Annotated in this window: 21 protein-coding genes and 1 riboswitch; of the genes, 10 read left to right on the forward strand and 11 right to left on the reverse strand. The window is 66.0% G+C overall.

Features of this window, described 5'->3' with window-relative positions; translation table 11 throughout:
* Positions 1-17: 17 nt before the first annotated feature.
* Positions 18-2,657, reverse strand: a complete 2,640-nt coding sequence (clpB, locus tag ACM43_RS33975) for an ATP-dependent chaperone ClpB (RefSeq protein ID WP_271546083.1) — start codon at positions 2,655-2,657, stop codon at positions 18-20.
* Positions 2,658-2,896: 239 nt separating this feature from the next.
* Between clpB and ACM43_RS33980 the strand changes: the two genes are divergently transcribed.
* Positions 2,897-3,700 (forward strand): MOSC domain-containing protein, encoded by an 804-nt coding sequence (locus tag ACM43_RS33980; protein ID WP_271546085.1) that lies wholly within the window; start codon positions 2,897-2,899, stop codon positions 3,698-3,700.
* Positions 3,701-3,818: 118 nt separating this feature from the next.
* Here ACM43_RS33980 and ACM43_RS33985 read toward each other — a convergent pair whose 3' ends face one another.
* Positions 3,819-4,472 (reverse strand): TIGR02594 family protein, encoded by a 654-nt coding sequence (locus ACM43_RS33985; protein ID WP_271546087.1) that lies wholly within the window; start codon positions 4,470-4,472, stop codon positions 3,819-3,821.
* A 213-nt stretch (positions 4,473-4,685) separates the two neighbouring features.
* Between ACM43_RS33985 and ACM43_RS33990 the strand changes: the two genes are divergently transcribed.
* Complete coding sequence (locus tag ACM43_RS33990) at positions 4,686-5,549, forward strand: alpha/beta fold hydrolase (protein WP_271546089.1); 864 nt, start codon at positions 4,686-4,688, stop codon at positions 5,547-5,549.
* 116 nt (positions 5,550-5,665) lie between these two features.
* Here the strand turns inward: ACM43_RS33990 and metW are convergent, their stop codons facing one another.
* Positions 5,666-6,328, reverse strand: a complete 663-nt coding sequence (gene metW / locus ACM43_RS33995) for a methionine biosynthesis protein MetW (RefSeq protein ID WP_157286836.1) — start codon at positions 6,326-6,328, stop codon at positions 5,666-5,668.
* Positions 6,329-6,330: 2 nt separating this feature from the next.
* Positions 6,331-7,533 (reverse strand): homoserine O-acetyltransferase MetX, encoded by a 1,203-nt coding sequence (gene metX / locus ACM43_RS34000; RefSeq protein WP_157286853.1) that lies wholly within the window; start codon positions 7,531-7,533, stop codon positions 6,331-6,333.
* A gap of 94 nt (positions 7,534-7,627) precedes the next feature.
* Positions 7,628-7,707, reverse strand: a riboswitch (SAM riboswitch).
* 155 nt (positions 7,708-7,862) lie between these two features.
* Between metX and ACM43_RS34005 the strand changes: the two genes are divergently transcribed.
* The 3 genes from ACM43_RS34005 to ACM43_RS34015 are packed head-to-tail and all read left to right on the forward strand — an operon-like array spanning position 7,863 to position 10,774.
* Entirely contained in the window at positions 7,863-8,711 is an 849-nt protein-coding gene (locus ACM43_RS34005) for a chorismate mutase (RefSeq protein WP_271546090.1), read from the forward strand.
* Positions 8,712-8,744: 33 nt separating this feature from the next.
* Complete coding sequence (gene hisC / locus ACM43_RS34010) at positions 8,745-9,842, forward strand: histidinol-phosphate transaminase (RefSeq protein WP_271546091.1); 1,098 nt, start codon at positions 8,745-8,747, stop codon at positions 9,840-9,842.
* Positions 9,839-10,774 (forward strand): prephenate/arogenate dehydrogenase family protein, encoded by a 936-nt coding sequence (locus tag ACM43_RS34015; protein WP_271546093.1) that lies wholly within the window; start codon positions 9,839-9,841, stop codon positions 10,772-10,774. Before hisC ends, ACM43_RS34015 begins: the two co-directional genes overlap by 4 nt.
* A 119-nt stretch (positions 10,775-10,893) precedes the next feature.
* Here ACM43_RS34015 and ACM43_RS34020 read toward each other — a convergent pair whose 3' ends face one another.
* Complete coding sequence (locus ACM43_RS34020) at positions 10,894-12,078, reverse strand: DUF2125 domain-containing protein (protein WP_271546096.1); 1,185 nt, start codon at positions 12,076-12,078, stop codon at positions 10,894-10,896.
* A 110-nt stretch (positions 12,079-12,188) separates the two neighbouring features.
* Here ACM43_RS34020 and ACM43_RS34025 point away from each other — a divergent pair, with 110 nt between their 5' ends.
* Positions 12,189-12,800, forward strand: coding sequence for a gamma-glutamylcyclotransferase (locus tag ACM43_RS34025; protein ID WP_271546098.1), 612 nt, complete (start codon positions 12,189-12,191; stop codon positions 12,798-12,800).
* A 97-nt stretch (positions 12,801-12,897) separates the two neighbouring features.
* Here ACM43_RS34025 and ACM43_RS34030 read toward each other — a convergent pair whose 3' ends face one another.
* The 4 genes from ACM43_RS34030 to ftsE form a co-directional block, all read right to left on the reverse strand.
* Positions 12,898-13,668: a lysophospholipid acyltransferase family protein gene (locus tag ACM43_RS34030; protein ID WP_271546100.1), complete on the reverse strand. Its 771-nt coding sequence runs from the start codon at positions 13,666-13,668 to the stop codon at positions 12,898-12,900.
* A gap of 11 nt (positions 13,669-13,679) precedes the next feature.
* On the reverse strand, positions 13,680-14,384 hold the full coding sequence (locus tag ACM43_RS34035) for a YdcF family protein (RefSeq protein ID WP_035996919.1): 705 nt from the start codon (positions 14,382-14,384) through the stop codon (positions 13,680-13,682).
* 72 nt (positions 14,385-14,456) lie between these two features.
* Positions 14,457-15,425: a cell division protein FtsX gene (locus tag ACM43_RS34040; RefSeq protein ID WP_128265888.1), complete on the reverse strand. Its 969-nt coding sequence runs from the start codon at positions 15,423-15,425 to the stop codon at positions 14,457-14,459.
* Positions 15,418-16,077 carry a cell division ATP-binding protein FtsE gene (gene ftsE, locus ACM43_RS34045; RefSeq protein WP_057028593.1) on the reverse strand — a complete coding sequence of 220 codons (660 nt, stop codon included), beginning with the start codon at positions 16,075-16,077 and terminating at the stop codon, positions 15,418-15,420. The genes ACM43_RS34040 and ftsE overlap by 8 nt, the downstream gene beginning before the upstream one ends.
* A 204-nt stretch (positions 16,078-16,281) precedes the next feature.
* On the opposite strand from ftsE, the gene ACM43_RS34050 reads away from it, so the two are divergent.
* Complete coding sequence (locus ACM43_RS34050; protein ID WP_271546106.1) at positions 16,282-17,160, forward strand: MJ0042-type zinc finger domain-containing protein; 879 nt, start codon at positions 16,282-16,284, stop codon at positions 17,158-17,160.
* A 37-nt stretch (positions 17,161-17,197) separates the two neighbouring features.
* On the forward strand, positions 17,198-17,572 hold the full coding sequence (locus ACM43_RS34055) for a response regulator (protein ID WP_018316255.1): 375 nt from the start codon (positions 17,198-17,200) through the stop codon (positions 17,570-17,572).
* 141 nt (positions 17,573-17,713) lie between these two features.
* On the opposite strand, the gene ACM43_RS34060 is transcribed toward ACM43_RS34055, so the two are convergent.
* On the reverse strand, positions 17,714-20,383 hold the full coding sequence (locus ACM43_RS34060; protein ID WP_271546109.1) for a TIGR02302 family protein: 2,670 nt from the start codon (positions 20,381-20,383) through the stop codon (positions 17,714-17,716).
* A gap of 169 nt (positions 20,384-20,552) precedes the next feature.
* Between ACM43_RS34060 and ACM43_RS34065 the strand changes: the two genes are divergently transcribed.
* Together ACM43_RS34065 and ACM43_RS34070 are read left to right on the forward strand one after the other, a co-directional pair.
* Positions 20,553-20,936 carry a carboxymuconolactone decarboxylase family protein gene (locus ACM43_RS34065; RefSeq protein WP_028134137.1) on the forward strand — a complete coding sequence of 128 codons (384 nt, stop codon included), beginning with the start codon at positions 20,553-20,555 and terminating at the stop codon, positions 20,934-20,936.
* A 224-nt stretch (positions 20,937-21,160) separates the two neighbouring features.
* A complete protein-coding gene (locus tag ACM43_RS34070) occupies positions 21,161-22,069 on the forward strand; it encodes an NAD(P)-dependent oxidoreductase (protein WP_271546111.1) in 909 nt (302 codons plus the stop codon).
* 179 nt (positions 22,070-22,248) lie between these two features.
* Here the strand turns inward: ACM43_RS34070 and lysA are convergent, their stop codons facing one another.
* A complete protein-coding gene (lysA, locus tag ACM43_RS34075; protein WP_271546112.1) occupies positions 22,249-23,514 on the reverse strand; it encodes a diaminopimelate decarboxylase in 1,266 nt (421 codons plus the stop codon).
* Between the last annotated feature and the right edge of the window lie 9 nt (positions 23,515-23,523).

The raw sequence follows: 23,523 nt of genomic DNA on the forward strand, positions 1-23,523 counted from the left end.
GGAGGGCGTGTATTTCATCAGTTCAGCTTCCGTTTAGGCACCGGTGCCTCGAACTGGGTGATCTCCGCGGTCTGCGGCGCCTTGCCGTTGAAGGTCAGCACATTGCCTTCGGACGAGATCGCGACATTGTCGCCGTCCCTGACATCGCCGGCCAGGATCATCTCGGCGAGCGGATCCTGGAGGTAGCGCTGGATCACCCGCTTCAAAGGCCTTGCGCCGTAGGCGGGATCCCAGCCCTTGGCGGCGAGCCAGTCGCGGCCGGCGGCATCGAGGCTCAGCACGATCTTGCGATCGGTCAGGAGCTTCTGCAGGCGTGCGAACTGGATCTCGACGATGCGGCCCATCTCGCTGCGCTGCAGCCGGTGGAACAGGATGATCTCGTCGACGCGGTTGAGGAATTCGGGCCGGAAGTGCGCCCGCACCATTCCCATCACCTGCTCACGCACTGCCGCGGTGTCCTCGCCCTCCGGCTGGTTCACCAGATATTCCGAACCGAGGTTCGAGGTCATGATGATCAGCGTGTTGCGGAAGTCGACGGTGCGGCCCTGGCCGTCGGTCAGGCGGCCGTCGTCGAGCACCTGCAACAGCACGTTGAAGACGTCAGGATGCGCCTTCTCGATCTCGTCGAACAGCACGACCTGATAGGGCCGGCGCCGCACCGCTTCGGTGAGCGCGCCGCCCTCGTCATAGCCGACATAGCCGGGAGGCGCGCCGATCAGCCGCGAGACCGAGTGCTTCTCCATGTATTCGGACATGTCGAGGCGGACCATCGCGGTCTCGTCGTTGAACAGGTACTCCGCGAGAGCCTTGGTCAGCTCGGTCTTGCCGACGCCGGTCGGCCCTAAGAACATGAACGAGCCGGTGGGGCGGTTCGGGTCCTGCAGGCCCGCGCGCGAGCGGCGCACGGCGGTCGCGACAGCACGCACGGCTTCGGCCTGGCCGACGACGCGCTTGCCGAGCTGCTCCTCCATCTTCAGGAGCTTCTCCTTCTCGCCTTCCAGCATCTTGTCGACGGGCACGCCGGTCCAGCGCGAGACCACCTGCGCGATGTGGTTGGCGGTAACAGCCTCCTCCATCATCTCGCCGGCATTCTCCTTGGCTTCGATCTCGGCAAGCTGCTTCTCGAGCTGCGGGATCCGCCCATAGGCCAGCTCGCCGGCCTTCTGGAATTCGCCGCGCCGCTGCGCGTTGGCGAGCTCGACACGCAAGCCGTCGAGCTCGGCCTTCAGCTTCTGGGCGTCGGAGAGCTTGTTCTTCTCCGCGCTCCAGCGCGCCGTCAGCGCCGCCGACTTCTCCTCGAGCTCGGCGAGGTCCTTCTCCAGGGTCTGGAGCCGGGACTTGGAGCCGGGATCGCTCTCCTTCTTCAGCGCCTCCTGCTCGATCTTGAGGCGGATGATCTCGCGGTCGAGCGAATCCAGCTCTTCCGGCTTGGAATCGACCTGCATCTTCAGCCGCGCCGCGGCCTCGTCCATGAGGTCGATCGCCTTGTCAGGCAGGAAGCGGTCGGTGATGTAGCGGTTGGACAGCGTCGTCGCCGCAACAAGCGCGGAATCGGTGATCCGCACGCCGTGATGCTGCTCATACTTGTCCTTCAGCCCGCGCAGGATCGAGATGGTGTCCTCGACCGAGGGCTCGCTGACGAAGATCGGCTGGAACCGCCGGGCCAGCGCGGCGTCCTTCTCGACGTGCTTCTGGTACTCGTCAAGCGTGGTCGCGCCGATGCAGTGCAGCTCGCCGCGCGCGAGCGCCGGCTTGAGCAGGTTGGAGGCGTCCATCGCGCCATCGCCCTTGCCGGCGCCGATCAGCGTGTGCATCTCGTCGATGAACAGGATGAAGGTGCCCTCGCTGCCGGTCACTTCCTGCAGCACGGCCTTCAGCCGCTCCTCGAACTCGCCGCGGTATTTTGCGCCGGCGATCAGTGCGCCCAAGTCGAGCGACAGCAGCTTCTTGTCCTTCAGGCTCTCCGGCACGTCGCCGTTGACGATGCGCAGCGCGAGGCCTTCGGCGATGGCGGTCTTGCCGACCCCGGGCTCGCCGATCAGGACGGGATTGTTCTTGGTCCTGCGCGAGAGCACTTGAATCGTACGGCGGATCTCCTCGTCGCGGCCGATGACCGGGTCTAGCTTGCCGTCGCGCGCGGCCTGGGTCAGGTCGCGGGCATATTTCTTCAGCGCGTCATAAGCGTTCTCGGCGGTCGCAGAGTCGGCCGTGCGACCCTTGCGCAGCGCCTCGATCGCGGCGTTGAGGTTTTGCGGCGTGACGCCGCCCTTATTGAGGATGGTGCCGGCCTCGCTGGTCTTCTCCAGCGTCAGGCCGAGCAGCAGCCGCTCGACGGTGACGAAGCTGTCGCCGGCCTTCTCGCCGGCCTTTTCGGCCGCATCGAAAGTGCGGGCCAGCTCGGGCGCGAGATAGATCTGCCCGGCACCGCCGCCGGAGACCTTCGGCACCTTGTTGAGGGCGTCCTCGGTCGCCTTCAGGATTGCACGGGAATTGCCGCCAGCGCGGTCGATCAGACCGGCGGCGAGCCCTTCATTGTCGTCCAAGAGGACCTTCAGCACATGCAGGGTTGAGAACTGCTGGTGCCCCTCGCGCATCGCGAGCGACTGCGCGGACTGGATGAAGCCCCTGGAGCGTTCGGTATACTTCTCGATATTCATCTTTTCTGTCCCTCGGCCTGCCCTCGGGGCCCTCTAAGGCACCCCAAACGGCATCTTCATTGGGTTTCCAATTACCGCATTGACGTTTCTCAACCGGTAACGGTCGTCTTTTGCCGGCGTTGCCGCCGGCCTGGGCCAGATGTGGGAAGCAGGCTGCGGATCCGAAAGAGGCAACTTCACGATTTCGTGCGCGCGGGAGTGGGCTTGGCGCTGGCAGGCCGAATCCCTTAAGTAGCGGCATGACCCCTACCGAAAAGTCAGCCAACCATACCGCCGAGATCACCGGCCTCTACCGCTATCCCATCAAGGGCCTGACGCCGGAACGCCTCTCGCACGTTCCTTTGCGGGTCGGCCAGACCCTGCCGGCCGACCGCCGCTACGCCATCGAGAACGGCCCGAGCGGGTTCAACCCCGAGGCGCCCGAATGGAAGCCGAAAATCCAGTTTCTGATGCTGGCGCGCAATGAGCGGCTGGCCGAGCTCGACAGCCGGTTCGACGACGAAACCAACGTGCTGACCATCCGCAAGAACGGACAGATCGTCGCCAGCGGCGATCTCGAGACCGCCGCCGGGCGCGCCGCCATCGAGGCCTATTTCATGGAGAACTTTCAGCCCGAGTTGAAGGGCCCGCCCAAAATTCTCTCCGGCCGCGACCACAGCTTCTCCGACGTCGCCCGCAAGGTCGTCTCCATCATCAATCTCGACAGCGTCCGCGCCATCGAGACCATGCTCGGCGGCGTCGCCGTGCACCCGCTGCGCTTCCGCGCCAATCTCTACGTGAAAGGCTGGCCGGCCTGGTCGGAGCTCGACCTCGTCGGCCAGACGCTCGCGATCGGACAGGCCCGGCTGAAGGTGATCAAGCGCATCGTCCGTTGCCCGGCCACCAATGTCGACCCCGAGACCGCCAAGCGCGATCTCGAAATTCCGCCCACGCTCTCGCGCCGTCTCGGCCATATGGACTGCGGCATCTATGCCGAGGTGATCGCCGACGGTGACGTCGGCGTCGGCGATGTGGTGGCGGTGGAAGAGCCGAAGCTCATCTAAGCTGCCGTAGGGTGGGCAAAGGCGCTCTTGCGCCGTGCCCACCATCTCGCCGGGCGAAGGGAAGTGGTGGGCACGCTTCGCTTTGCCCACCCTACGAGATCGTCGCTACAGCTCACCGTCAGTTCGGCATCACATACGCATAGATCTTGCCGCGCGAGACCGGGGCTTCGCGGACGCGGTTGCCGTTGTTGCCGGAGATCATGATCGGATTACCCTGCGCGTCGATGCCGGTGATGATGCCGACATGACCGCCGCGGCGGCCGCGCGACATCACGGCGATGGCACCGACCTGCGGACCGGACACACGCGTGCCGTAACGCGCGAACGAGCTCGCCATGTCGGAGCCGGTGCCTCGATGGCCGGTATGCTCCAGCACCATGTTCATGAACCGCGCGCACCACAGGCGGCCGCGCCCGGTCGGATTGCCGCCGATATAGCGGCGCGCCTCGGAGACGAGACCCGATCCTCCGCTGAAGCCTCCGTTCATGCCGGCACCGCTGGCATTGGCATTCGGATCATAGCTCGCCTGGGTGTCGGCGAAGCCGCTTGCCTGCAATTGCGCCGCGCTGCGCTCGAAGCGCGAACTGCGGGCATGATGGCCATAGTGACGGTGATGATGATGTCTGGCGTGATGCACGTAACCGTGCCGCTCTGCGCTATGACGATGATACGGCCGTGCCGAGGCCGGAGAAACGAACACGGCGAACGCCGCGAAGAACAGCGCCAGCGCGACAACACAACGCGACAGGCGAGACGCAAACAACTCGAACATTCTTCATCCTTCTTGACACCCCCACTTCCCGCCGGCCCGTGCAATGGCCGACATCCGTTTGGCCGTTAAGCCGCCCGATGTGGCGAGAAAAAGACGCAACGCCCGCGAATGGCTGCAATGATTTTGTGTTCGTGCTCGGCGCTGCTGCCGCATTGCCGACAACAGAATTAACTGCGATCCTCGAACACGGCTTGAAACAGAGGGAAACGGTTAATGCCCCACGCCACGACCAGGGACGGCATCCGCATCTATTTCGAGGAGGCGGGCCAGGGAACGCCGATAATTTTTCTGCACGAATTCGCGGCCGACTACACCAATTGGGAGCCGCAGATGCGCTACTTCTCGCGCGGCCATCGTTGCATCACATATTCGGCGCGCGGCTACACGCCATCGGACGTGCCTGACGGCGAGGTCTACACCTACACGCACTTCTACACCGATGCGCTTTCCGTGCTCGATCATCTCGGCATCGAGCGCGCGCATCTCGTCGGTCTTTCGATGGGCGCCTATTCCTCGTTGCAGATCGGGTTGAACGCGCCGCAGCGCGCACTGTCGATGACGCTCGCCGGCGTCGGCTCCGGCTCGGAGCTCGAGAACCTGGAGGCCTGGCGCACGCAGTGCCGCGCCAATGCCGAGCAGTTCGAGACGCTGGGCTCCGCCGAGGTCGCAAAAGTCACGCGCGAGGCGCCGAGCCGGATTCCGTTCCTGGTGAAGGATCCACGCGGGCATGCCGATTTCTACGCCGCACTGGCGCGGCACGATGCCAAGGGATCGGCGCGCACCATGCGCGGATTCCAGGGCGGCCGTCCCTCGATCTACACGATGACGGACGCGATCAGAGGCGTGGCAACACCCGCGCTGATCATCTGCGGCGACGAGGACGAGCCGTGCGTGGGCGCCAGCCTGTTCCTGAAGAAGCACCTGCCCGCGGCGGGGCTCGCGATGTTTCCGAAGTCCGGCCACGTGCTGAACCTGGAGGAGCCCGCGCTGTTCAATGAGAATGTCGAGCGGTTCGTGACGCTGGTGGAAGCAGGACGTTGGCCGGTGCGGGACCCGCGGTCGCTGGCTCCCCACTAGCTGTCATTCCGCGATGCGCCGAAGGCGCAGGCCCGGAATCCATCGGCTGCAGGCGCTGTTGGACGATGGATTCCGGGCTCGATGCTTCGCATCGCCCCGGAATGACGGAGAGAGGGCTATTTCCCCCCGCCGCGGCTGAGCAAGAACACCGCCTGCTCGCCGAACATGTTCCACACCCACCAGGGCAGGTTCAGCGGCACCGGGCGGCCGTAGAGATCGAGCGCGACCGAGCGCTCCATCTTGACGTTGATCTCGTCGCAGAGCTGCACGAAATCCTTGATGGTGCAGAAATGGATGTTGGCGGTGTCGTACCAGGTTGCCGGCAGATTCTCCGTGCGCGGCATGTGGCCGCCGATCAGGAGCTGGAGCCGCATCTTCCAGAACCCGAAATTCGGGAACGAGACGATGGCGCGGCGGCCGATGCGCAGCAGGTTCTCCAGCACGACCTTCGGCTGCCGCGTCGCTTGCAGCGTCTGCGACAGGATCACGTAGTCGAAGGCATCGTCGGGATAGTTGACGAGATCGGTGTCGGCATCCCCCTGCACCACCGCAAGCCCCTTGGCGACGCAGCGGTTGACGCCCTCGCGCGACAATTCGATGCCGCGGCCGTCGATGCCGCGGGTCTCCAGCAGCTGCAGCAGATCGCCGTCGCCGCAGCCGACGTCGAGCACCTTCGAGCCCGGCTTGACCATCTCGGCGACCAGCAGATGATCGGCGCGATAATCACCGGACGGCCTGGCCGCAACGCCGTCCAGCGGCAACACTTCCTGCACGGACATCGCTATCGGTCCTCGAGGTTGAGCCCGCGGGCCTTGCCTGCCGATTGCAGGAAGGCCCGGGAGATGTCGAAGAATTCGGGCACGTCGAGCAGGAATGCGTCGTGGCCGCGATCGGTCTCGATCTCGGCGAACGACACCCGGGCGCTCGAGGCATTCAGCGCGTGCACCAGTGCGCGCGATTCCGAGGTCGGAAACAGCCAGTCGCTGGTGAAGGAGACCACGCAGAAGCGGGTTTTGATGTCGGCGAAGGCCTTGGCCAGCACGCCGCCGTGATCGGCGGCGATGTCGAAATAGTCCATCGCCCGCGTCAGATACAGATAGGAATTGGCGTCGAAGCGCTCGACAAAGGACGAGCCCTGGTAACGCAGGTAGCTTTCGACCTGGAAATCGGCGTCGAACGAGAAGGTCGGCAGCTCGCGGTCCTGCATGCGCCGGCCGAATTTGCGGTGCAGCGCCGCATCCGAGAGATAGGTGATATGCGCCGCCATCCGCGCCACCGCGAGCCCGCGATGCGGATGGATGCCGCGATCGGCATAGCCGCCACCGTGCCAGTCGGGGTCGGCCATCACGGCTTGTCGGCCGAGCTCGTGGAAGGCGATGTTCTGCGCCGAGTGCCGCGTCGCGCAGGCAATCGCCAGCGCGGAGTACACGCGCTCCGGATAGGCGGCGGTCCATTGCAGCACCTGCATGCCGCCCATCGAGCCGCCGACGACGGCAAACAGCGTGTCGATGCCGAGCCGGTCGATCAGCATCGCCTGCGCGCGCACCATGTCTGGAATGGTGATGACGGGGAAGTCCAGGCCCCAGACCTTGCCGGTGGCGGGATTGATCGAGGCCGGCCCGGTCGAGCCCATGCAGCCGCCGATCACGTTGGAGCAGATGATGAAGTAGTGCTTGGGATCGATGGGTCGGCCGGGGCCGACCAGCGTCTCCCACCAGCCCGGCTTGCCGGTGACCGGATGCACGTTGGCGACATGCTGGTCGCCGGTCAACGCATGACAGATCAGCACGGCGTTGGAGCGATCGGCATTGAGCTCGCCATAGGTCTGGTAGGCGATTTGGAACGGGGTGAGATCGACGCCGCAATCGAGCCGCAGCGGCTGCTCGGTGCCGAAATGCGCAACCAGCGAGCTTGGATGATCGACCTCGTGCGACCGCTCGTCGGCGCTGATCGCAGGACTCGGTATCGACTTGACGCTACCCATCTCGGACATCGACCTCGTTTGCGACTGGCTGCTCGACCGCGCCGCTGACATCAGGCCATGAAAAACCCGGCCTGAACGAAAGGTTCGGCCGGGATCGGAAGCGTCCCCGGCCTGTTTAGCGAGTTTTTTAACGTGGCTGCAAGCCGGCCGGCTCAAATGACCACGGAACGGGCAAAAGCTACCGTCTTGGGTGGTTTTCGTCAAGTCGCGGCCCGGATCGGCCCAATTCGCCTCTGCCGCGACGCCCGCAAAGCACGTCATTTCTCTTTGCTTTCGCCGCCACGACTGCCTAATCAGGACATCCCCACCGGAACGATCGACGACCAGACATGTCCCAACGTCCGCCCGCGCCACCATCGTTGCAGGAATTACGCAAGGAGATCGACGCGATCGATGAGGGCATGCATCGCCTCCTCATGCAGCGCGGCGAGATCATCGATCGCTTGATCCAGGTGAAGCAGACCCAGGAGGTCGGCTCGGCGTTCCGGCCCGCGCGCGAAGCTTCGATGATGCGCGAGATCGTGCAGCGTCATCGCGGCATCCTGCCGCTCGACACGGTCGAGAGCATCTGGCGCGTCATCATCTCGACCTTCACCTATGTGCAAGCGCCGTTCTCGGTGCATGCCGACGTCTCGGTGAGCGAGCCGGCAATGCGGGATTCCGCGCGCTTCCATTTCGGCTTCACCGTGCCCTATGTCGCGCATTTCAGCGCGCAGGCTGCGGTTGAGGCGGTGGCGAAATCCAAGGGTGACCTCGCGCTGGTCTCGGCGACCTCGAGCCGCACGCCGTGGTGGCTGGAGCTTGAAGCGGAGGGCGCACCGAAGATCATCGCACGGATGCCCTTCATCGAGCGCGCCGACCATCCGGCCGCCTTGCCGGTGTTCGCGATCTCGCGCGTCGCCGACAGCGCCCTGGTGACGGAGGTCGAGACCTTCAGCGTGCGCGTCTCGGGATGGAACGCCGAGATCGCCCGCGCGCTGTCGCCGCTCGCCGAGATCGTGGCGGTGCCCGATACCGCCTTCGACGGCGCGGCGCTCTTGGTCTCGGTCACCGGCGCGACCAGCATCGACAAAATCAGGGCGGCCCTGATCGAGGCGGGGGCCTCGGTGCGCTCTGTGGCCCTCGTCGGCAGCCACGCAACGCGCTATACGGTGCCCCCGACCGGGCCGAAATCGTAAATCGCGAGCAGCCCAGCCTATCCGGAGTCCAAGATGTCCCGCCCCGTGCCGAATCCCGGCATTCTCGATATTGCGCCCTACACGCCCGGCAAGAGCCCGGTGCCGGAGCCGGGCCGCAAGGTGTTCAAGCTCTCCGCCAACGAGACGCCGTTCGGGCCCTCGCCCAAGGCGATTGAAGCCTTCAAGCGCGTGGCGGATCATCTGGAGGACTATCCGGAAGGCACCTCGCGCGTGCTGCGCGAGGCGATCGGCCGCTCGTTCGGGCTCGATCCCAACCGCATCATCTGCGGCGCCGGCTCGGACGAGATCCTCAACCTGCTCGCGCACACCTATCTCAGCCAGGGCGACGAGGCGATCTCGACCACGCACGGCTTCCTGGTCTACCCGATCGCGACGATGGCGGTCGGCGCCAGGAACGTCATCGCCCAGGAGACCAACCTCACTGCTGACGTCGACGCCATCCTGAAGGCCGTGACGCCGAAGACGAAGCTGGTCTGGCTCGCCAACCCCAACAATCCGACCGGCACCTATCTGCCGTTCGACGAGGTCAAGCGGCTGCGCGCCGGCCTGCCCTCGCACGTGCTGCTGGTGCTGGACGCCGCCTATTGCGACTATGTCTCGCGCAACGACTATGAGATGGGGATCGAGCTCGTCGCCACCACCGAGAACACGGTGGTGACGCACACCTTCTCCAAGATCCACGGCCTTGCCGCGCTGCGCATCGGCTGGATGTTCGGGCCCGAGCACGTCATCGACGCGGTCAACCGCATCCGCGGCCCCTTCAACGTGTCGACGCCGGCGATGTATGCCGCGGTCGCCGCGATCGAGGATACCGCGCATCAGGCGATGTCGAAGCAGTTCACCGAGACCTGGCGCAACTGGCTCACCGAGGAGATCGGCAAGCTCGGGCTGAAGGTGACGCCGAGCTTCGCCAATTTCGTGCTGATCCATTTCCCGACCGACAAGGGCAGGACCGCCGATGACGCCGACGCCTTCCTGACCAAGCGGGGGCTCGTGCTGCGCGGCTTGAAGAATTACGGCCTGCCTCATGCGCTGCGCATGACCATCGGCACCGAGGAGGCCAACCGCCTCGTGGTCGAGGGCTTGCGCGACTTCATGGCGGGCAAATGAGCGCGCAGGCGCACTTCCAGCGCGTCGCGCTGATCGGCTTCGGCCTGATCGGCGGCTCGATTGCCCGCGCTGCGAAGCTCCAGGGGCTGGCCGGTGAAATCGTCACCACCGCACGCTCGGAGAAGACGCGCGCACGTGTCACCGAGCTCAGCATCGTCGATCAGGTCGTGGCGACCAATGCGGAGGCGGTGAAGGACGCCGATCTCGTCATCCTCTGCATTCCCGTCGGCGCCTGCGGAGCCGTGGCGCAGGAGATCGCGCCGCATCTCAAGCCGGGTGCGATCGTCTCCGACGTCGGCTCGGTCAAGGGCGCGGTGGTCAGGGACATGGCGCCGCATCTGCCGAGCGGCATTCATTTCGTGCCGGCGCATCCGGTGGCGGGCACCGAGCATTCCGGCCCGGATTCCGGCTTTGCCGAGCTCTTCATCAACCGCTGGTGCATCCTGACCCCGCCTGATGGCACCGACGTAGCGGCCACCGAGCACCTGCGCGCGTTCTGGGCGGCGATGGGCGCCAAGGTCGAGGTGATGACGCCGGATCATCACGACCTCGTGCTCGCCATCACCAGCCACCTGCCGCATCTGATCGCCTACACCATCGTCGGCACCGCCGACGAATTGGCGCAGGTGACGGAATCCGAGGTGATCAAATTCTCCGCCGGCGGTTTTCGCGATTTCACGCGCATCGCGGCGTCCGATCCGACGATGTGGCGCGACGTCTTCCTCGCCAACAAGGAGGCCGTGCTGGAGATGCTCGGCACCTTCACCGAGGATCTGGCAAAACTCACCCGCGCGATCCGCCGCGGCGACGGGGAGGCGCTGTTCGACCACTTCACCCGCACCCGCGCCATCCGCCGCGGCATCGTCGAGATCGGCCAGGATTCCGCCGCGCCCGATTTCGGCCGGCCGCATGCGGCGCTGAAGAAGCCGTGAGCCTGTAGCCCGGACAATGCTGCGTAGCCCGGATGGAGCGCAAGCGTAATCCGGGACAGTGCCAGCTGTGATCAAGACCCCCGGATTGCGCTGCGCTCCATCCGGGCTACGGGAGCCAACTAGTACAGCGGCGGGATCTGGCCGACCTTGACCGGGCCGAGCAGCACGGCACCGTCGACGAATTTCAGCGGGAAGCTCCGCGCTTTCTTGCCTTCCAGCGTGCTCTCGGTACCGATCGAATTGATGCCGGCGGCAACGCCGGCATTGGCGTTCTGCTTGATGACCTTGCCGAGGCCGGGCACGGCCCGGTCGAGCGCGCCGAACAGATTGTTGAGGTCCTGCGACTTCACGCCGGGCGCGAGGCGATCGAGCGTTGCCTGCGGCACGCCCTCCTCCAGCATCTTCTCGATGCCGAGCGCCGGGATCACGCGCTCGAGGCCGGTCACCGTCATCTGCAACTCGCCGTCGAGCCGGCCGTTGGGCGACAGGCCGAGCGTGCCGGCCGCGACCGCGATCATCTCGCCCTGCTGAATGCGCGACTGCACGATCTCGATGTAACCGCCGGCGGCCTGGATCTCGCGGAAGCGCTGCGGCCATGGCTTTGGCGTGAGGTCGGAGAGACCAGTGATCTTGGCGCGGGTGTCCGCCTCGAATGGCTCGGCGAGCAGCGGATGCACGCCCTGGATGCTGCCCTGCGCGACATGCAGCACGGTCTCGATCACTGGACGATCCGGCGATGATCCGTCGGCAAGGCGCCCGTGCAGCTCCACCTGCTTGGCACGCGCCAGCGGCACCTGCACGCTGCCGTCGAGACGGTTGAGGGTGGGATCGTCGAATACGATCGAAGCGCGGTCCGGCACCGCCGGCAGACCCGCCACACTGGCGCGGCCCTTGCTCCAATTCACGGTGAAGGTGTTTTGCGTAATGCCGTCGATCAGCGTGGCGGGCGCTGCGAATTCGGCGATGATGCGCTTGGGGTCGTAGACCTGGGCCACGACCAGGATGTTGTCGAGCTTGGCCGTGAACGGCGTCTTGCTCGCGTTCTGCGAGACCAGGGCGACGCTGGCGCCGGAGCACTGGACCTCGAAGCGGAACGGGAAGCCGGCGATCGAGCGCTTGGCACAATCATAGATGCGGCCGGCCTTGGCCTCCTGCGCCCGCCAGGCGTCGGCGACGATTTCGGCCTGCCAAGCCGCATAGAACCAGAAGCAGGTCCAGCCGACGGCGAGGACCAGGACGAGAACGGGGGCGATGAAAAGGCCCCAGCGGGAGCGGCGGCCAGTGGCAACGGTCATATTGGACATGCGGCGACCCTTTGACGCCAGATTCAGGCAAATGTAAGCGGGGCCGGCCTGCGACGAAAGGCGCAGAAATCGCTTCGCTTGGGCGCAGGGTTCTGGTAGCCGTCCCCGAAATGTCCGAAATCACCCTCCCCTCCGTCACCACAGCCAAGGACGACCTCTGGGTGTTCGGCTACGGCTCGCTGATGTGGCGGCCGGGCTTCGACTTCGAGGAGCGCGTCCCGGCGCGGCTGGTCGGCGAGCACCGCGCGCTCTGCGTCTATTCCTTCGTGCATCGCGGCACGCCGGAGAAGCCGGGCCTGGTGCTCGGACTCGACCGCGGCGGCGCCTGCCGCGGCATCGCCTTCCGGGTCGCCGAGAAGAACCGTGCCGAAGTGGTCGCATATTTGCGCGCACGCGAGCAGGTCACCTCGGTCTATCGCGAGGTGATGCGCTCGGTGTGGCTGGAGAACGACGCGCGCCAGCGCGTCGCCGCGCTCGCCTACGTCGTCGACCGCGGCCATGTGCAATATGCCGGCCGCCTCTCGCTTGCCGAACAGCACCGCCACGTGGTGCAGGGCCACGGCCAGTCCGGCGCCAACCGCGACTACGTCACCGCGACGGTGAAGGCGATCGAGGCCGAAGGCTTTCGCGACAGGCAGCTGCATCAGCTTGCCTTGATGCTGCATGGTGATGCGCATTCGCTGCACGCGGCGGCTCGGGACCAGGATCGGGAAAGCCGCTAAAACATGATCCGGAAAAGTGCGAAGCGGTTTTCCGGAAAGATCATGCGTAAACAACAACCCAAAGCGCGATGATGATTCATCCCAATCTCATCGCGCTTTAGCCGGTCGGCGCGTAGCTCGGCGCCGAGCCGATCAACTGCTCCTGCTCTTTTCGCCCCGCTTCGACGAGGCGGGCGGTCGCGTCCTCGATCGCCGTTTGCACGCGCGCGAGAAATTCGTCCTTCGGCAGTCCCGGTGGCAGCGGTTCGAGAAACTCCACCACCAGCGTGCCCGGATAGCGCATGAAGGTGCGGCGCGGCCAGAACAGGCCGGAATTGAGCGCCACCGGCAGGCACAGCACGCCGCAGGAGGAATAGATCTGCGCGAAGCCGGTCTTGTAGTCGGGCGGCGCGCCGGGCGCGCGGCGCGTGCCTTCTGGAAAGATCACGAGTTGCTTTCCACTGCGCACCGCCTCGCGCGCGCGCCGCGTCATGTCGAGCAGCGCCTTCACGCCGGCATTGCGGTCGATCGCGATCATCCCGGTCTTGACCAGGAACTGGCCGAACACCGGGATCTGCATCAGCTGGCGCTTGAGGATGAAGATTGGCCGGTTGAAGAAGCCCGGCAGCACGAAGGTCTCCCAGAACGACTGATGCTTGGCCACGATCAGCAGCGGTCCTGTCGGGATCTTCTCCACCCCGCGGAATTCCACCTTGATGTTGCAGACCACGCGCATCAGGACCAGCGTGGCCTTGGCCCACCATTGCGCCACCGTCAGCATGGCGCGCGGCGGCAATGCAAAGGTCGGCAGCGCAACGATCGCCAGACAGACCAGCACGGCGTAGAACAGCACGTTGAATACGAGCGATCGCAGGAAAATCAGGAACATCGATGGTCCGATCAATTGGCCTGCGCGGTGGCGGGCCGCTTCGGTTGCTGACCTGCAGGCTGCTCCGACATCTCGGGCCAAAGGTCAATCCCGAAATCCTCCAGCCGCACCCTGAGCTCGGCCGCAACGTACTTGACGTATTCGGACAGGAGCAGCCGCAGCGTCGAGCCTGAGATCCACCACGGCTCCTCGCGCCATTTTTCGCCGACCACCGCGAACGGGATCAACGTCGTCCGCGGCATCGCATGCGAGAATTCCACCAGCGCGCGCGGCATGTGATAGTTCGAGGTGACCACGATCAGAGACGTAAACCGGCGTCCCTCGGCCCAGCGCCGCGCCTCCGCTGCGTTGCCTCGGGTCGTGAGCGCGGTGCGGTCGAGGTCGACGCAGCAGGTCATGAAGGACTGATTCTCCGGCAAGGTGCGGGAGATGTCGTTCGCCGTCGAGGTCGGATGCACGCCGGAAATCAGGAGCCGCCTGCCGTAGCCGGCAGCCAGCAGCTCCATCGCGTCCGATACCCGCGAGGAGCCGCCGGTCAGCACCACGATGCCGTCCGCCTTGCGATCGGGTACCTTCTCAGCCCCGCGCAATTGCGCCAGGAACGCAATGAAGCCCGCCGCTGCGCCAACGAAGGCGAGCGCGATCGTCGACACGATTGCCGCGCGCAGCCAGCCGCGCGGCAGTTTCGGCGATCGATCGTCGGTCGGCGAGCTCATGCGATGTCGGTGATCCCTTCCCTGAGCGATTTTAGGATGTTTTGAGGCGAAGTGGAGTCCGGTTTCTCAACCCTAGTCGACGTCGTTCAGCGTCGCGAACAGCGTTTGGCGCGAGGCGACTGCGGTAATGGCGCCGATCAGGACGGCCTGAACCGCGAGCACGATGTAGCCGGAGGGGCGCAGCGAGAAGGTGCCGAGCAGCGCGGCGAACTGGTCGCCGACGGGGGTGCCGGAAAACCAGCCTGCGATGGACTCGGAGAAGCCGAACATCAGCATGGCGGCGCCGCCGCCGATCACGCCGCCCTCCAGGCCCAGCCTGAGGAAATGACGCAGGAAGTGATTGGCGATGTAGCGGTCGCCGGCGCCGACGAAATGCAGGACTTCGACGATCGGACGGTTCGCCGCCATTGCGCCGCGCGTCGCGAACGACACCGAGATGATGGTTGCGACGATGACGAGCGCGAGGATGCCGAGGCCGGCCAGCACGGTGGCGTTCGTCATCAGGCGCATGCGCTCGATCCAGGCGCGGTGATCGTCGACGCTGGCGCTAGGGGCGACCTGCGCCACGCGCGCGCGCAAGGCGCCGAGATCGAGCGGCGTGCCCGGCTGCACGCGCGCGATGATCATGCGCGGCACCGGCAGATCGTCCATCGACAGGCCGGTGCCGAGCCAGGGCTCGAGCAGCTTGCCGCTCTCGTCCCTGGTGAACGGCTTGACCTCGACGATGCCGGCTTGCGTGCGCATCGCTTCCGCCACGGCTGCGGTGTCGCGCTCGAGATCGCGGCCGGCCTGCGGGCGAACCTGGATGGTGATTTCGCTCGCGACGTCCGACTGCCATTCGGCCGCGGAGGCACTCACCAGCAGCACCGTGCCCGTGGCCATCGAGGCGAGGAAGGTCATGATGGCGACCACCGCAAGGAGCGCTCTGCCGTGGATCGAGGCGCGCGGCACGATCGGCGACATGTTGCGCGCCTTGGCCGGAAGCTGCGGACGCTCCTGCCCGAGGTCGACCAGCACGCCGCGCTCGTCCAGCCTACTCATAGACGTGCAGCCGTCCCTGGTGCAGCACCAGCCGCCGTGCTTCGTACTGGTCCATCAGCCCGATGTCGTGGGTGGCGATGATGACGGCGGTGCCTGATTTGTTGAGCTCGATGAAGAGTCGCAGCAGGCGGCGGCCGAGCGTCGGATCGACGCTGCCGGTCGGCTCGTCCGCGAGCAGCAGCTGCGGCCGCGAGATCACGGCGCGCGCGATCGCGGCACGCTGCTTCTCGCCGCCCGACAGAATCGGCGGCAGCGCGTCCATGCGATCGCCGAGGCCGACCCAGCGCAGCAGGTCGATCACCTCCTTGCGGTAGCTCGATTCGCTGCGGCCCATAACGCGGAACGGCAGCGCGACGTTCTCATAGGTCGTCATGTGATCGAGCAGGCGGAAATCCTGGAGCACGATGCCGATGCGCTTGCGCAGGTCTGCGATCTCGTCCTTGCCGAGCTGCGAGATGTCGTGGCCGAACAGGTTGACGAGGCCCCGCGTCGGTCGATGCGACAGGAACAACAGGCGCAGCAGGGACGTCTTGCCGGCGCCTGACGGTCCGGTGAGAAACTGGAAGGAATGCGCGGGAATCTGGAAAGTGAGGTCGCGCAAAATCTCCGGCCCCAGACCGTAACGCAATCCGACATTTTCGAACCGAACCAAGCTCAGCTCCGTTCGAGAGGAGGCGCGGGCCGCCTTGCGGCGCTCCGCCATACGCGATCAACGGGTTTTGCCGCCGTTATGGTTTCCGGTTCGTTAACGGTCGCCCAGTAGCATAAGGGGCGCCCGGTCTCCGCGACCGTGGCATCGTCAAGACCCGTCCAAGACCTCCGTTCAAGACCTTCGTTCATGCATCAAGGCTCGTCCATGCATATCGTCTGCCCCCATTGTATGACATCCTACGCCATCAAGCTCGCGAGCCTTGGGGCGAACGGGCGGGCGGTCCGCTGCTCCCGCTGCAAGGAGACCTGGATCGCCCACGCCGAGGATGCCATCGAGGAGGCGTCCGTTCCGGCCATGGCCGCGGCCAGCCGAGCCGACGACCAGTCCGACCTCGCCGAACAATGGAACTCCTATGCCAAGGACGACGGCGCCACTGATGCGCCCGTCGTCGATAGCCCATCGATCGCCAGCGACTGGCCGGACGAGCAGGCCCGCGAGACCGAGGACGAATGGTCGGCAGCGGCCCGGCAGGCCGAAGAGGAGGCCGTCGGCGCGCAGCACCAGTCCTGGTTCCGCAGCCTATTCCCTCGCCGCGGCGCGCGGGTGAGCCGCCCGGTCGCCACCACAGCTCCGCGCAAACCCTATCTTGGCCTGCCCACCGCCTGCGCCGCGATGGGCGCGCTGGTGCTGGCACTGGTGCTCTGGCGCGGCGACGTGGTGCGGCTGCTGCCGCAGACGGCAGCGTTCTACAAGATGGTCGGACTCGAGGTGAACTTGCGGGGTCTCGCCTTCAAGGACGTCAAGCTCTCCAGCGAGACTGTGGACGGTAAGCAGGTGTTGGTGATCGAGGGTGTGATCGTCGGCGAGGGCAAGAAGCCGCTCGACATTCCGCGGCTGCGCTTTGCCGTGCGCGACGCCCAAGGCGCGGAGATCTATGCCTGGAACACGGTGCTGGAGCAGACCGTGCTGCGGCCAGGTGAGCGCGCCTTCTTCCGCTCGCGCCTGGCCTCGCCGCCGCCGGAGGGCCGCAACATCGACGTTCGTTTCTTCAACCGGCGCGACATTGCCGGCGGCAGCGTATAATCGCCCCCCAGGGGAGGTTGATACCAAGGTTCGTCTCATGCCGAAGATCTTGATCGCCGACGACGAGGATTCGATGCGCACGCTGGTGGCGCGCGCCATCGCCATGGACGGCCACGAGACCGTCACCGCCCAGGACGGTGCCGAGGCGCTGGAGATCCTGACCCGCGAGGATGGCGCCTTCGATCTGTTGCTCACCGACATCCAGATGCCGGTGATGGACGGCATCGCCCTGGCGCTCTCCGCCGCGCGCGATTTCCCCGACCTGACGATCTTGCTGATGACCGGCTTTGCCGACCAGCGCGAGCGCGCCTCGAACCTGAACGCGCTGGTGCATGACGTCGTGACCAAGCCGTTCTCGGTCGCGGATATCCGCACGGCGGTCGCCGATGCGCTGGCGGCGAAGAAGACCTAGCGTCGGCGACTGCCCCACATTCCGCTGTCATGCCCCGGTTTGATCGGGGCATCCAGGACGCCGCGGCTTCTCGATTGAATCACAACTGGCTCGGAGTACTGGATCGCCCGGCCAAGCCGGGCGATGACACCGAGTGTGCCGCTAAAACTCCTTCAGCAGCCGCTCGAGATAATCGAGCTCGATCTGGGGCCGCGAAGGATCGCCGAGACGGCGGCGGAGCTCTTCGAGAATGCGGCGGACACGCTGCGTGTCGATCTCGCCGGGGATCTTGACCGTATAATCGTCGCCATATTCGCGCCCATGAAGCGGACGGCCGAGCGGATCGGTCTGGTTGCCGCCGCTCTGCTGCCGGCCGGCACGCTGGCCGGGGCCGTCGCCCTGGCCGTCGCCATCGCCCTGCTGCATCGCCTCGGCCATCTTCTGCGCACCCTTGCGCATGGCGTCGAGTGCCTTGCCCTGCGAGTCCACGGCGCCGTCGGCATTGCCCTCGCCGAGCTTTGATCCGGCATCGCCCATGGCACCGTCGGCTGCGTCCAGACTGCCGTCATCGCCCTGGTCGCCGTCCTGATCGCCGTTCTGGCCGGGCTGGCCCTGCTCGCCTTGCTGACCCTTCTGGCCCTTCTGTGCCTGCTGGCCCTGCTGACCCTTCTGCCCCTTCTGGGTGAGGCCGCGCTTGGCAAGCTCGTCCTGCAGCTTCTTCAGGCGGTCGCGCAATCCCTGCTGATCCTGCTGCAGCTCCGACATGGACTGATCGCCCTGCTGCTGCTTGCCGCGCGAGCGATCGCGCCGGGAATCCTGGCCCTGCTTGAACGTCTTGTCGCGCAATTGCTGCTGCTTGCGGATCATGTCGCCGAGCTCATTGAGCGCCTGCTCCATGTCGCTCTCGCCGGACTGCCCCGGCTGCGCCATCTGCAGGCCTTCCAGCATCTGCTGGAGCTGGTCGAGCAACTGCTTGGCCGCATCCTTGTCGCCGGAGCGCGACAGGCGCTCCATCCGGTCGATCATATTCTGCAGATCCTGCTGACGCAGGACCTTGGTGTTCGGATCGAGCGGCCGCGCCAGCTGCTGCGGGTCATTGTTGTTGCGGAACTGCTCGGCGAGCTGGCGCATGAAATCGTTCAGCGCCTGACGCAGATCCTGCGTGAGCTTCTTGATCTCTTCGTCGCTCGCGCCGCGCTCCAGCGCCTGCTTCAGCGCTTCCTGGGCCGCGCGCAACGCCTTCTCGACGTCGGAGATCTTGCCGTCCTCGATCGTCACCGCAAGCGCCCACAGGCTCGCCACGACCTCGCGCAGGGCATCGTCGGTGCGCGCCGCTTCGAGCTGCCGGGCCACGCTGTGCAGGCCGAGATATTGTCCCGGCTCCGGCGTGAACATCTCGGGCGCGATCATCAGCCCATCGAGCGCGGCATAGACGTCCGAATTCTTGTTGGCGTCAAGCGCGAGGATGCGGCGCTGCTCGATCAATGCACGGGCCAGCGGCTTGGTGAAGAGCCGCTCGGGCAGGCGCATGTTGAACGGCTCGCTGGCGGCCTCGTTGCCGGCCTCGTCCTTGGCCGTGAGCGTCAGCGTGACCTCGGCGCCGGCATAGGGATCCTCGCTGAGATCCTTCACGGATTGCCCGACGCCGTTGCGGGTGCGCGCATTCGGCAGCGCGAGCGGGAATTTCGGCGGCTGGAACAGCGGCCGCGGCGCCGTCCTGCTGTCGCCATCGCCGGCGGCGGCCTTCGGACCATCCTTGAGGCCATCCTTGGCACCATATTTTGCGTCGGTCGGCCGCGGGGCGAATTTCGCCTCGGCGCCGGTGACGCCGTAATCGTCCTCGATCTTGTAGGAGAGCTGGAGCGCGCCGCGCGCCTGGCGCTCCGGATCCTTGGCGAGCGCGATCGTCGGCGGACGATCCGGCGTGGCGGCGAAGGCCCATTGTGGCTGGCCGGAAGGCGCCCGGACATGCGCGGTGCCGTCACCGGAAATCGCGAAATGCTTTTCGTTGGTCCCCTTGGGACTGGCTTCAGCCGGAGCGACCTCCTTGAGGCCGCCGGAGACGGCGACATCCAGGTTGCCGCCGGAGGAGCGCACGATCAGGGTCGAGCCGGCGGGAACGGCGAGCGGGCCGCTGGCGGGCAGCGCCGCCGCTTCCTTGTTGGCGGCCGACAGGATCACCGGCGGCCTGCCCGTGTAGAGCGGCGGCGTGACCCAAGCATCGACGCGAACATTGGCCGGCGCCAGCACCCCGTTCCAGTCGAAGGCGGCGCCAAGGCGCATCGCACGCTCGTCACCCGCGGCAAAGAAGGTCGCAACCAGCATCACCATCACGAGGGCACGCAGCGCCCAGGGGTCGTGAAGCGCGAGCCGGGGCTGCGGCACACCGGCGCGGATGCGCTTGATGGAGGCGAGCGTCCGCTCGCGCTGCGCCTGCCACAGCGCCTGCGCGACTGGGTCCTGTGAGGTCAGCGTGTCCGTGAGCGTCGTGGCCGGGCGGTGCCGGATGCCGGAGCCACGGTCGAGCCGGGCGAGCGCTTCCTCGCGGCTCGGCCAGCGGAAGCGAATCAGCGGGAACAGGGCGGCCGCCGCGATCACGGCGAAGAGGGCGAGGCCGACGGCCCTGGCCGTGAACGGCAGCGCCAGCCAAAGGCCAGCCCAGGACACCACCAGGAACAGGCCGACGACGGTCAGAAGGCGCGCCGCATTGGGCCAGGCACGCTCCCACGCGATGGCATAAGTCGCCCGATCAAGGGCCTGCGCCAGCTTCAGCCGCGACAGCGCATCGCCGTTGCGGATCGGGTCTGACGGCTCGGGGGTGATGCCGTTCAATCAACTCTCCAGGTTGCCCGGTAGAGCAGAGCCTATCACAACGGCAGCACTGAGGCATCCGTTCCCGTACGGGAGCGCCTCCTTTTCCCGCATAACACGAGGACGTGACTGGCCGGGTGCAACCCCGTAATTTCCGCGCGCCAATCTCGAGGGAAACGAAGGAAACGCCATGGACAAGAAGATGCACGACAAGGGCCTGGAAGTCCGCAAAGCGGTGCTGGGCGAGGCCTATGTCAACAACGCCCTGAAGAACGTCGACGATTTCAACCGCCCGTTCCAGGAGATGCTCAACGAATATTGCTGGGGCACGGTGTGGGGCCGCGAGGAGCTGCCGCGCAAGACCCGCAGCATGCTCAACATCGCCATGATCGCGATCCTCAACCGTCAGCACGAGTTTCGCGCGCATCTGAAGGGCGCGCTGACCAATGGCGTCACCCGGGAGGAGATCCGCGAGATCCTGATGCAGGTCGCGATCTATGGCGGCATGCCCGCCGCGGTCGACAGCTTCCGCATCGCGCGCGAGGTGTTCGCAGAGATCGACGGGAAGGCGTGAGGAGCGGCACCAATCTCCGCCGTCGTCCCGGGGCGCGCGAAGCGCGAGCCCGGGACCCATAGCCACAGGACGATGTGGTTATGGGAACTCTGAATTACCGTTCTGGCGCGAACAACTTCTCCCTGTGGTTATGGGTCCCGGGCTCATCGCTTCGCGATGCCCCGGGACGACGAGCGGAGAATGTGACTCCGCTCTCACGCACAACAAGAAACAAAGGAAACACCATGGACATCGGATTCATCGGGCTCGGAAACATGGGCTTCCCGATGGCGCGGCGGCTGATCGAGGCGGGGCACAGGCTCGTCGTGTTCGACACGCGCGAGGAGGTCGTGGACAAGCTGGTAGCGCTCGGCGCGAGGGCTGCGACCTCGCCGAAGCACGTCGCCGATCAGGTCGAGACCGTCATGGCGAGCCTGCCCTCCCTGCAGGCTTCGCTCGACGTTGCCACCGGCGCGAACGGCGTCATCGAGGGCAAGCGCGCCAAACGCTTCGTCGATCTGTCCACCGTCGGCTCGGCGATGGCCGCAAAGATTCACGGGCTCCTGGCCGAGCGCGGCATCGTACAGATCGACTGTCCCGTCTCCGGCGGCGTCGGCGGTGCCGAGAAGGGCACGCTGGCGGTGATGGTGTCGGGACCGAAAGCCGAGTTCGAGCTGCTCAAGCCGGCGCTCGACGTGATCGGAAAGGTTTTCTTCATCGGCGAGAAGCCGGGCGCGGCCCAGACCATGAAGCTCGCCAACAATTTCCTGTCGGCCACCGCGATCGTGGCGACGTCGGAAGCCGTGGTGATGGGCGTCAAGGCCGGGCTCGATCCCGCCGTGATGATCGACGTCATCAATGCCGGCTCCGGCATGAACACGGCGAGCCGCGACAAGTTTCCGCGCGCGGTGCTGCCGCGCACGTTCGATTTCGGCTTCGCCACGGGATTGATGGTGAAGGACGTCCGGCTGGCGCTTGAGGAGATGAAGCAGCTCGGCCTGTCGATGGAGGTCGCCGAGGCGGTCGGACGGTTGTGGGAAACGGTGATCAGCGCCGAAGGCGCCGAGTCCGATTTCACCGCGGCGATCAAGCCGATCGAGAGGAAAGCGGGCGTCGTGGTGGGGGGAGCGAAGGGCGGGGTGACGGGGAAGTAGCGCCAGCGCTCCGCTCGTCGTCCCGGGGCGCGCGAAGCGCGAGCCCGGGACCCATAACCACAGGACAACGTGTGGCGAAGACTCGGAGTTACTAGCTTGGCGTCACAATGACTGCCTGGGAGTATGGGTCCCCGCCTACGCGGGGACGACACCGCGGCTGTTGAGCCGATGTCGTCAACTCACAGCCACGGCGCCGGCGTGTCCATCGCAATGAGCTGCTCCACCTCCACGCGCGGGCGCACCACGGCGTACTGGTCGCCCTTCACCAGCACCTCGGGCACCAGCGGCCGGGTGTTGTAGGTGCCGGCCTGCACGGCGCCATAGGCACCGGCGGTCATGATGGCGAGGAGATCGCCGGGCGCGGGCGTCGGCAGCGTGCGGTCGAGGGCGAGATAATCGCCGGTCTCGCAGACCGGGCCAACGACATCGGCCTTGATGGTGGCGGCGCCCTTGGCCGGCTGCTTCACCGCCAGGATGTCGTGATGCGCCTCGTACAGCGTCGGGCGGATCAGGTCGTTCATGGCGGCATCGATGATGACGAAATTCTTGCCGTCGCCGTGCTTCACATAGATCACCTTAGCGACGAGAATGCCGGCATTGCCGACGATCATGCGGCCCGGCTCGAACATCAGCGTGCAGCCGAGATTGTGGCTGACGCGCCTGACCATGGCGGCATAGGCGGCGGGCGCAGGCGGCGCCTCGCGATCCATGTAATAGGGAATGCCGAGACCGCCGCCGAAATCGACGTGGCTGATGTCGTGGCCGTCCGCCCGAAGCGTCTGCACGAATTCGGAGAGGATGCGGAACGCGGTCTCCATGCCGGACAGGTCGGTGATCTGGCTGCCGATATGCACGTCGGTGCCGGTCACCTTGATCCCGGGCAGCTTCGCCGCGTGCGCATAGACCTCGCGGGCATGCACGATCGGGATGCCGAACTTGTTCTCGGACTTGCCGGTGGAGATCTTTGCGTGCGTGCCGGCATCGACGTCGGGATTGACGCGGAGCGAGATGCGCGCGGTCTTGCCCATCTCGGTCGCGAGGCGCGACAGCAATTCGAGTTCCGGCTCGGATTCGACGTTGAGGCAGAGGATGTCGGCGGCGAGCGCCGCGCGCAGCTCCGCTTCGGTCTTGCCGACACCGGAGAAGACGATCTTGCTGGCGGGAATGCCGGCGGCCAAGGCGCGCTTCAGCTCGCCGCCCGAAACCACGTCGGCACCGGCGCCGAGCTTGGCCAGCGTTCGCAGCACCGACTGGTTGGAGTTCGCCTTCATGGCGTAGCAGACCAGCACCTTCTCGCCGGCAAAGGCCTCGGTGAAGACGCGGTAGTGCCGCTCCAGCGTTGCGGTCGAATAGCAATAGAACGGTGTGCCGACGTTGGCGGCCAGCTCGGACAGGTTCACCGCCTCGGCGTGCAGCACGCCGTTGCGATAGTCGAAATGGTTCATGGCGCAGGC

Origin of the sequence: Bradyrhizobium sp. CCBAU 45321 (genome assembly GCF_028128975.1) — a bacterium.
GTDB lineage: Bacteria > Pseudomonadota > Alphaproteobacteria > Rhizobiales > Xanthobacteraceae > Bradyrhizobium > Bradyrhizobium yuanmingense.

Excerpts from the sequence above, each read along its gene's own strand:
- clpB (WP_271546083.1), bottom strand. The coding sequence starts at position 2,657 with ATGAATATCGAGAAGTATACCGAACGCTCCAGGGGCTTCATCCAGTCC.
- ACM43_RS33980 (WP_271546085.1), top strand. The coding sequence starts at position 2,897 with ATGACCCCTACCGAAAAGTCAGCCAACCATACCGCCGAGATCACCGGC.
- ACM43_RS33985 (WP_271546087.1), bottom strand. The coding sequence starts at position 4,472 with ATGTTCGAGTTGTTTGCGTCTCGCCTGTCGCGTTGTGTTGTCGCGCTG.
- ACM43_RS33990 (WP_271546089.1), top strand. The coding sequence starts at position 4,686 with ATGCCCCACGCCACGACCAGGGACGGCATCCGCATCTATTTCGAGGAG.
- metW (WP_157286836.1), bottom strand. The coding sequence starts at position 6,328 with ATGTCCGTGCAGGAAGTGTTGCCGCTGGACGGCGTTGCGGCCAGGCCG.
- metX (WP_157286853.1), bottom strand. The coding sequence starts at position 7,533 with ATGGGTAGCGTCAAGTCGATACCGAGTCCTGCGATCAGCGCCGACGAG.
- ACM43_RS34005 (WP_271546090.1), top strand. The coding sequence starts at position 7,863 with ATGTCCCAACGTCCGCCCGCGCCACCATCGTTGCAGGAATTACGCAAG.
- hisC (WP_271546091.1), top strand. The coding sequence starts at position 8,745 with ATGTCCCGCCCCGTGCCGAATCCCGGCATTCTCGATATTGCGCCCTAC.
- ACM43_RS34015 (WP_271546093.1), top strand. The coding sequence starts at position 9,839 with ATGAGCGCGCAGGCGCACTTCCAGCGCGTCGCGCTGATCGGCTTCGGC.
- ACM43_RS34020 (WP_271546096.1), bottom strand. The coding sequence starts at position 12,078 with ATGTCCAATATGACCGTTGCCACTGGCCGCCGCTCCCGCTGGGGCCTT.
- ACM43_RS34025 (WP_271546098.1), top strand. The coding sequence starts at position 12,189 with ATGTCCGAAATCACCCTCCCCTCCGTCACCACAGCCAAGGACGACCTC.
- ACM43_RS34030 (WP_271546100.1), bottom strand. The coding sequence starts at position 13,668 with ATGTTCCTGATTTTCCTGCGATCGCTCGTATTCAACGTGCTGTTCTAC.
- ACM43_RS34035 (WP_035996919.1), bottom strand. The coding sequence starts at position 14,384 with ATGAGCTCGCCGACCGACGATCGATCGCCGAAACTGCCGCGCGGCTGG.
- ACM43_RS34040 (WP_128265888.1), bottom strand. The coding sequence starts at position 15,425 with ATGAGTAGGCTGGACGAGCGCGGCGTGCTGGTCGACCTCGGGCAGGAG.
- ACM43_RS34050 (WP_271546106.1), top strand. The coding sequence starts at position 16,282 with ATGCATATCGTCTGCCCCCATTGTATGACATCCTACGCCATCAAGCTC.
- ACM43_RS34055 (WP_018316255.1), top strand. The coding sequence starts at position 17,198 with ATGCCGAAGATCTTGATCGCCGACGACGAGGATTCGATGCGCACGCTG.
- ACM43_RS34065 (WP_028134137.1), top strand. The coding sequence starts at position 20,553 with ATGGACAAGAAGATGCACGACAAGGGCCTGGAAGTCCGCAAAGCGGTG.
- ACM43_RS34070 (WP_271546111.1), top strand. The coding sequence starts at position 21,161 with ATGGACATCGGATTCATCGGGCTCGGAAACATGGGCTTCCCGATGGCG.
- lysA (WP_271546112.1), bottom strand. The coding sequence starts at position 23,514 with ATGAACCATTTCGACTATCGCAACGGCGTGCTGCACGCCGAGGCGGTG.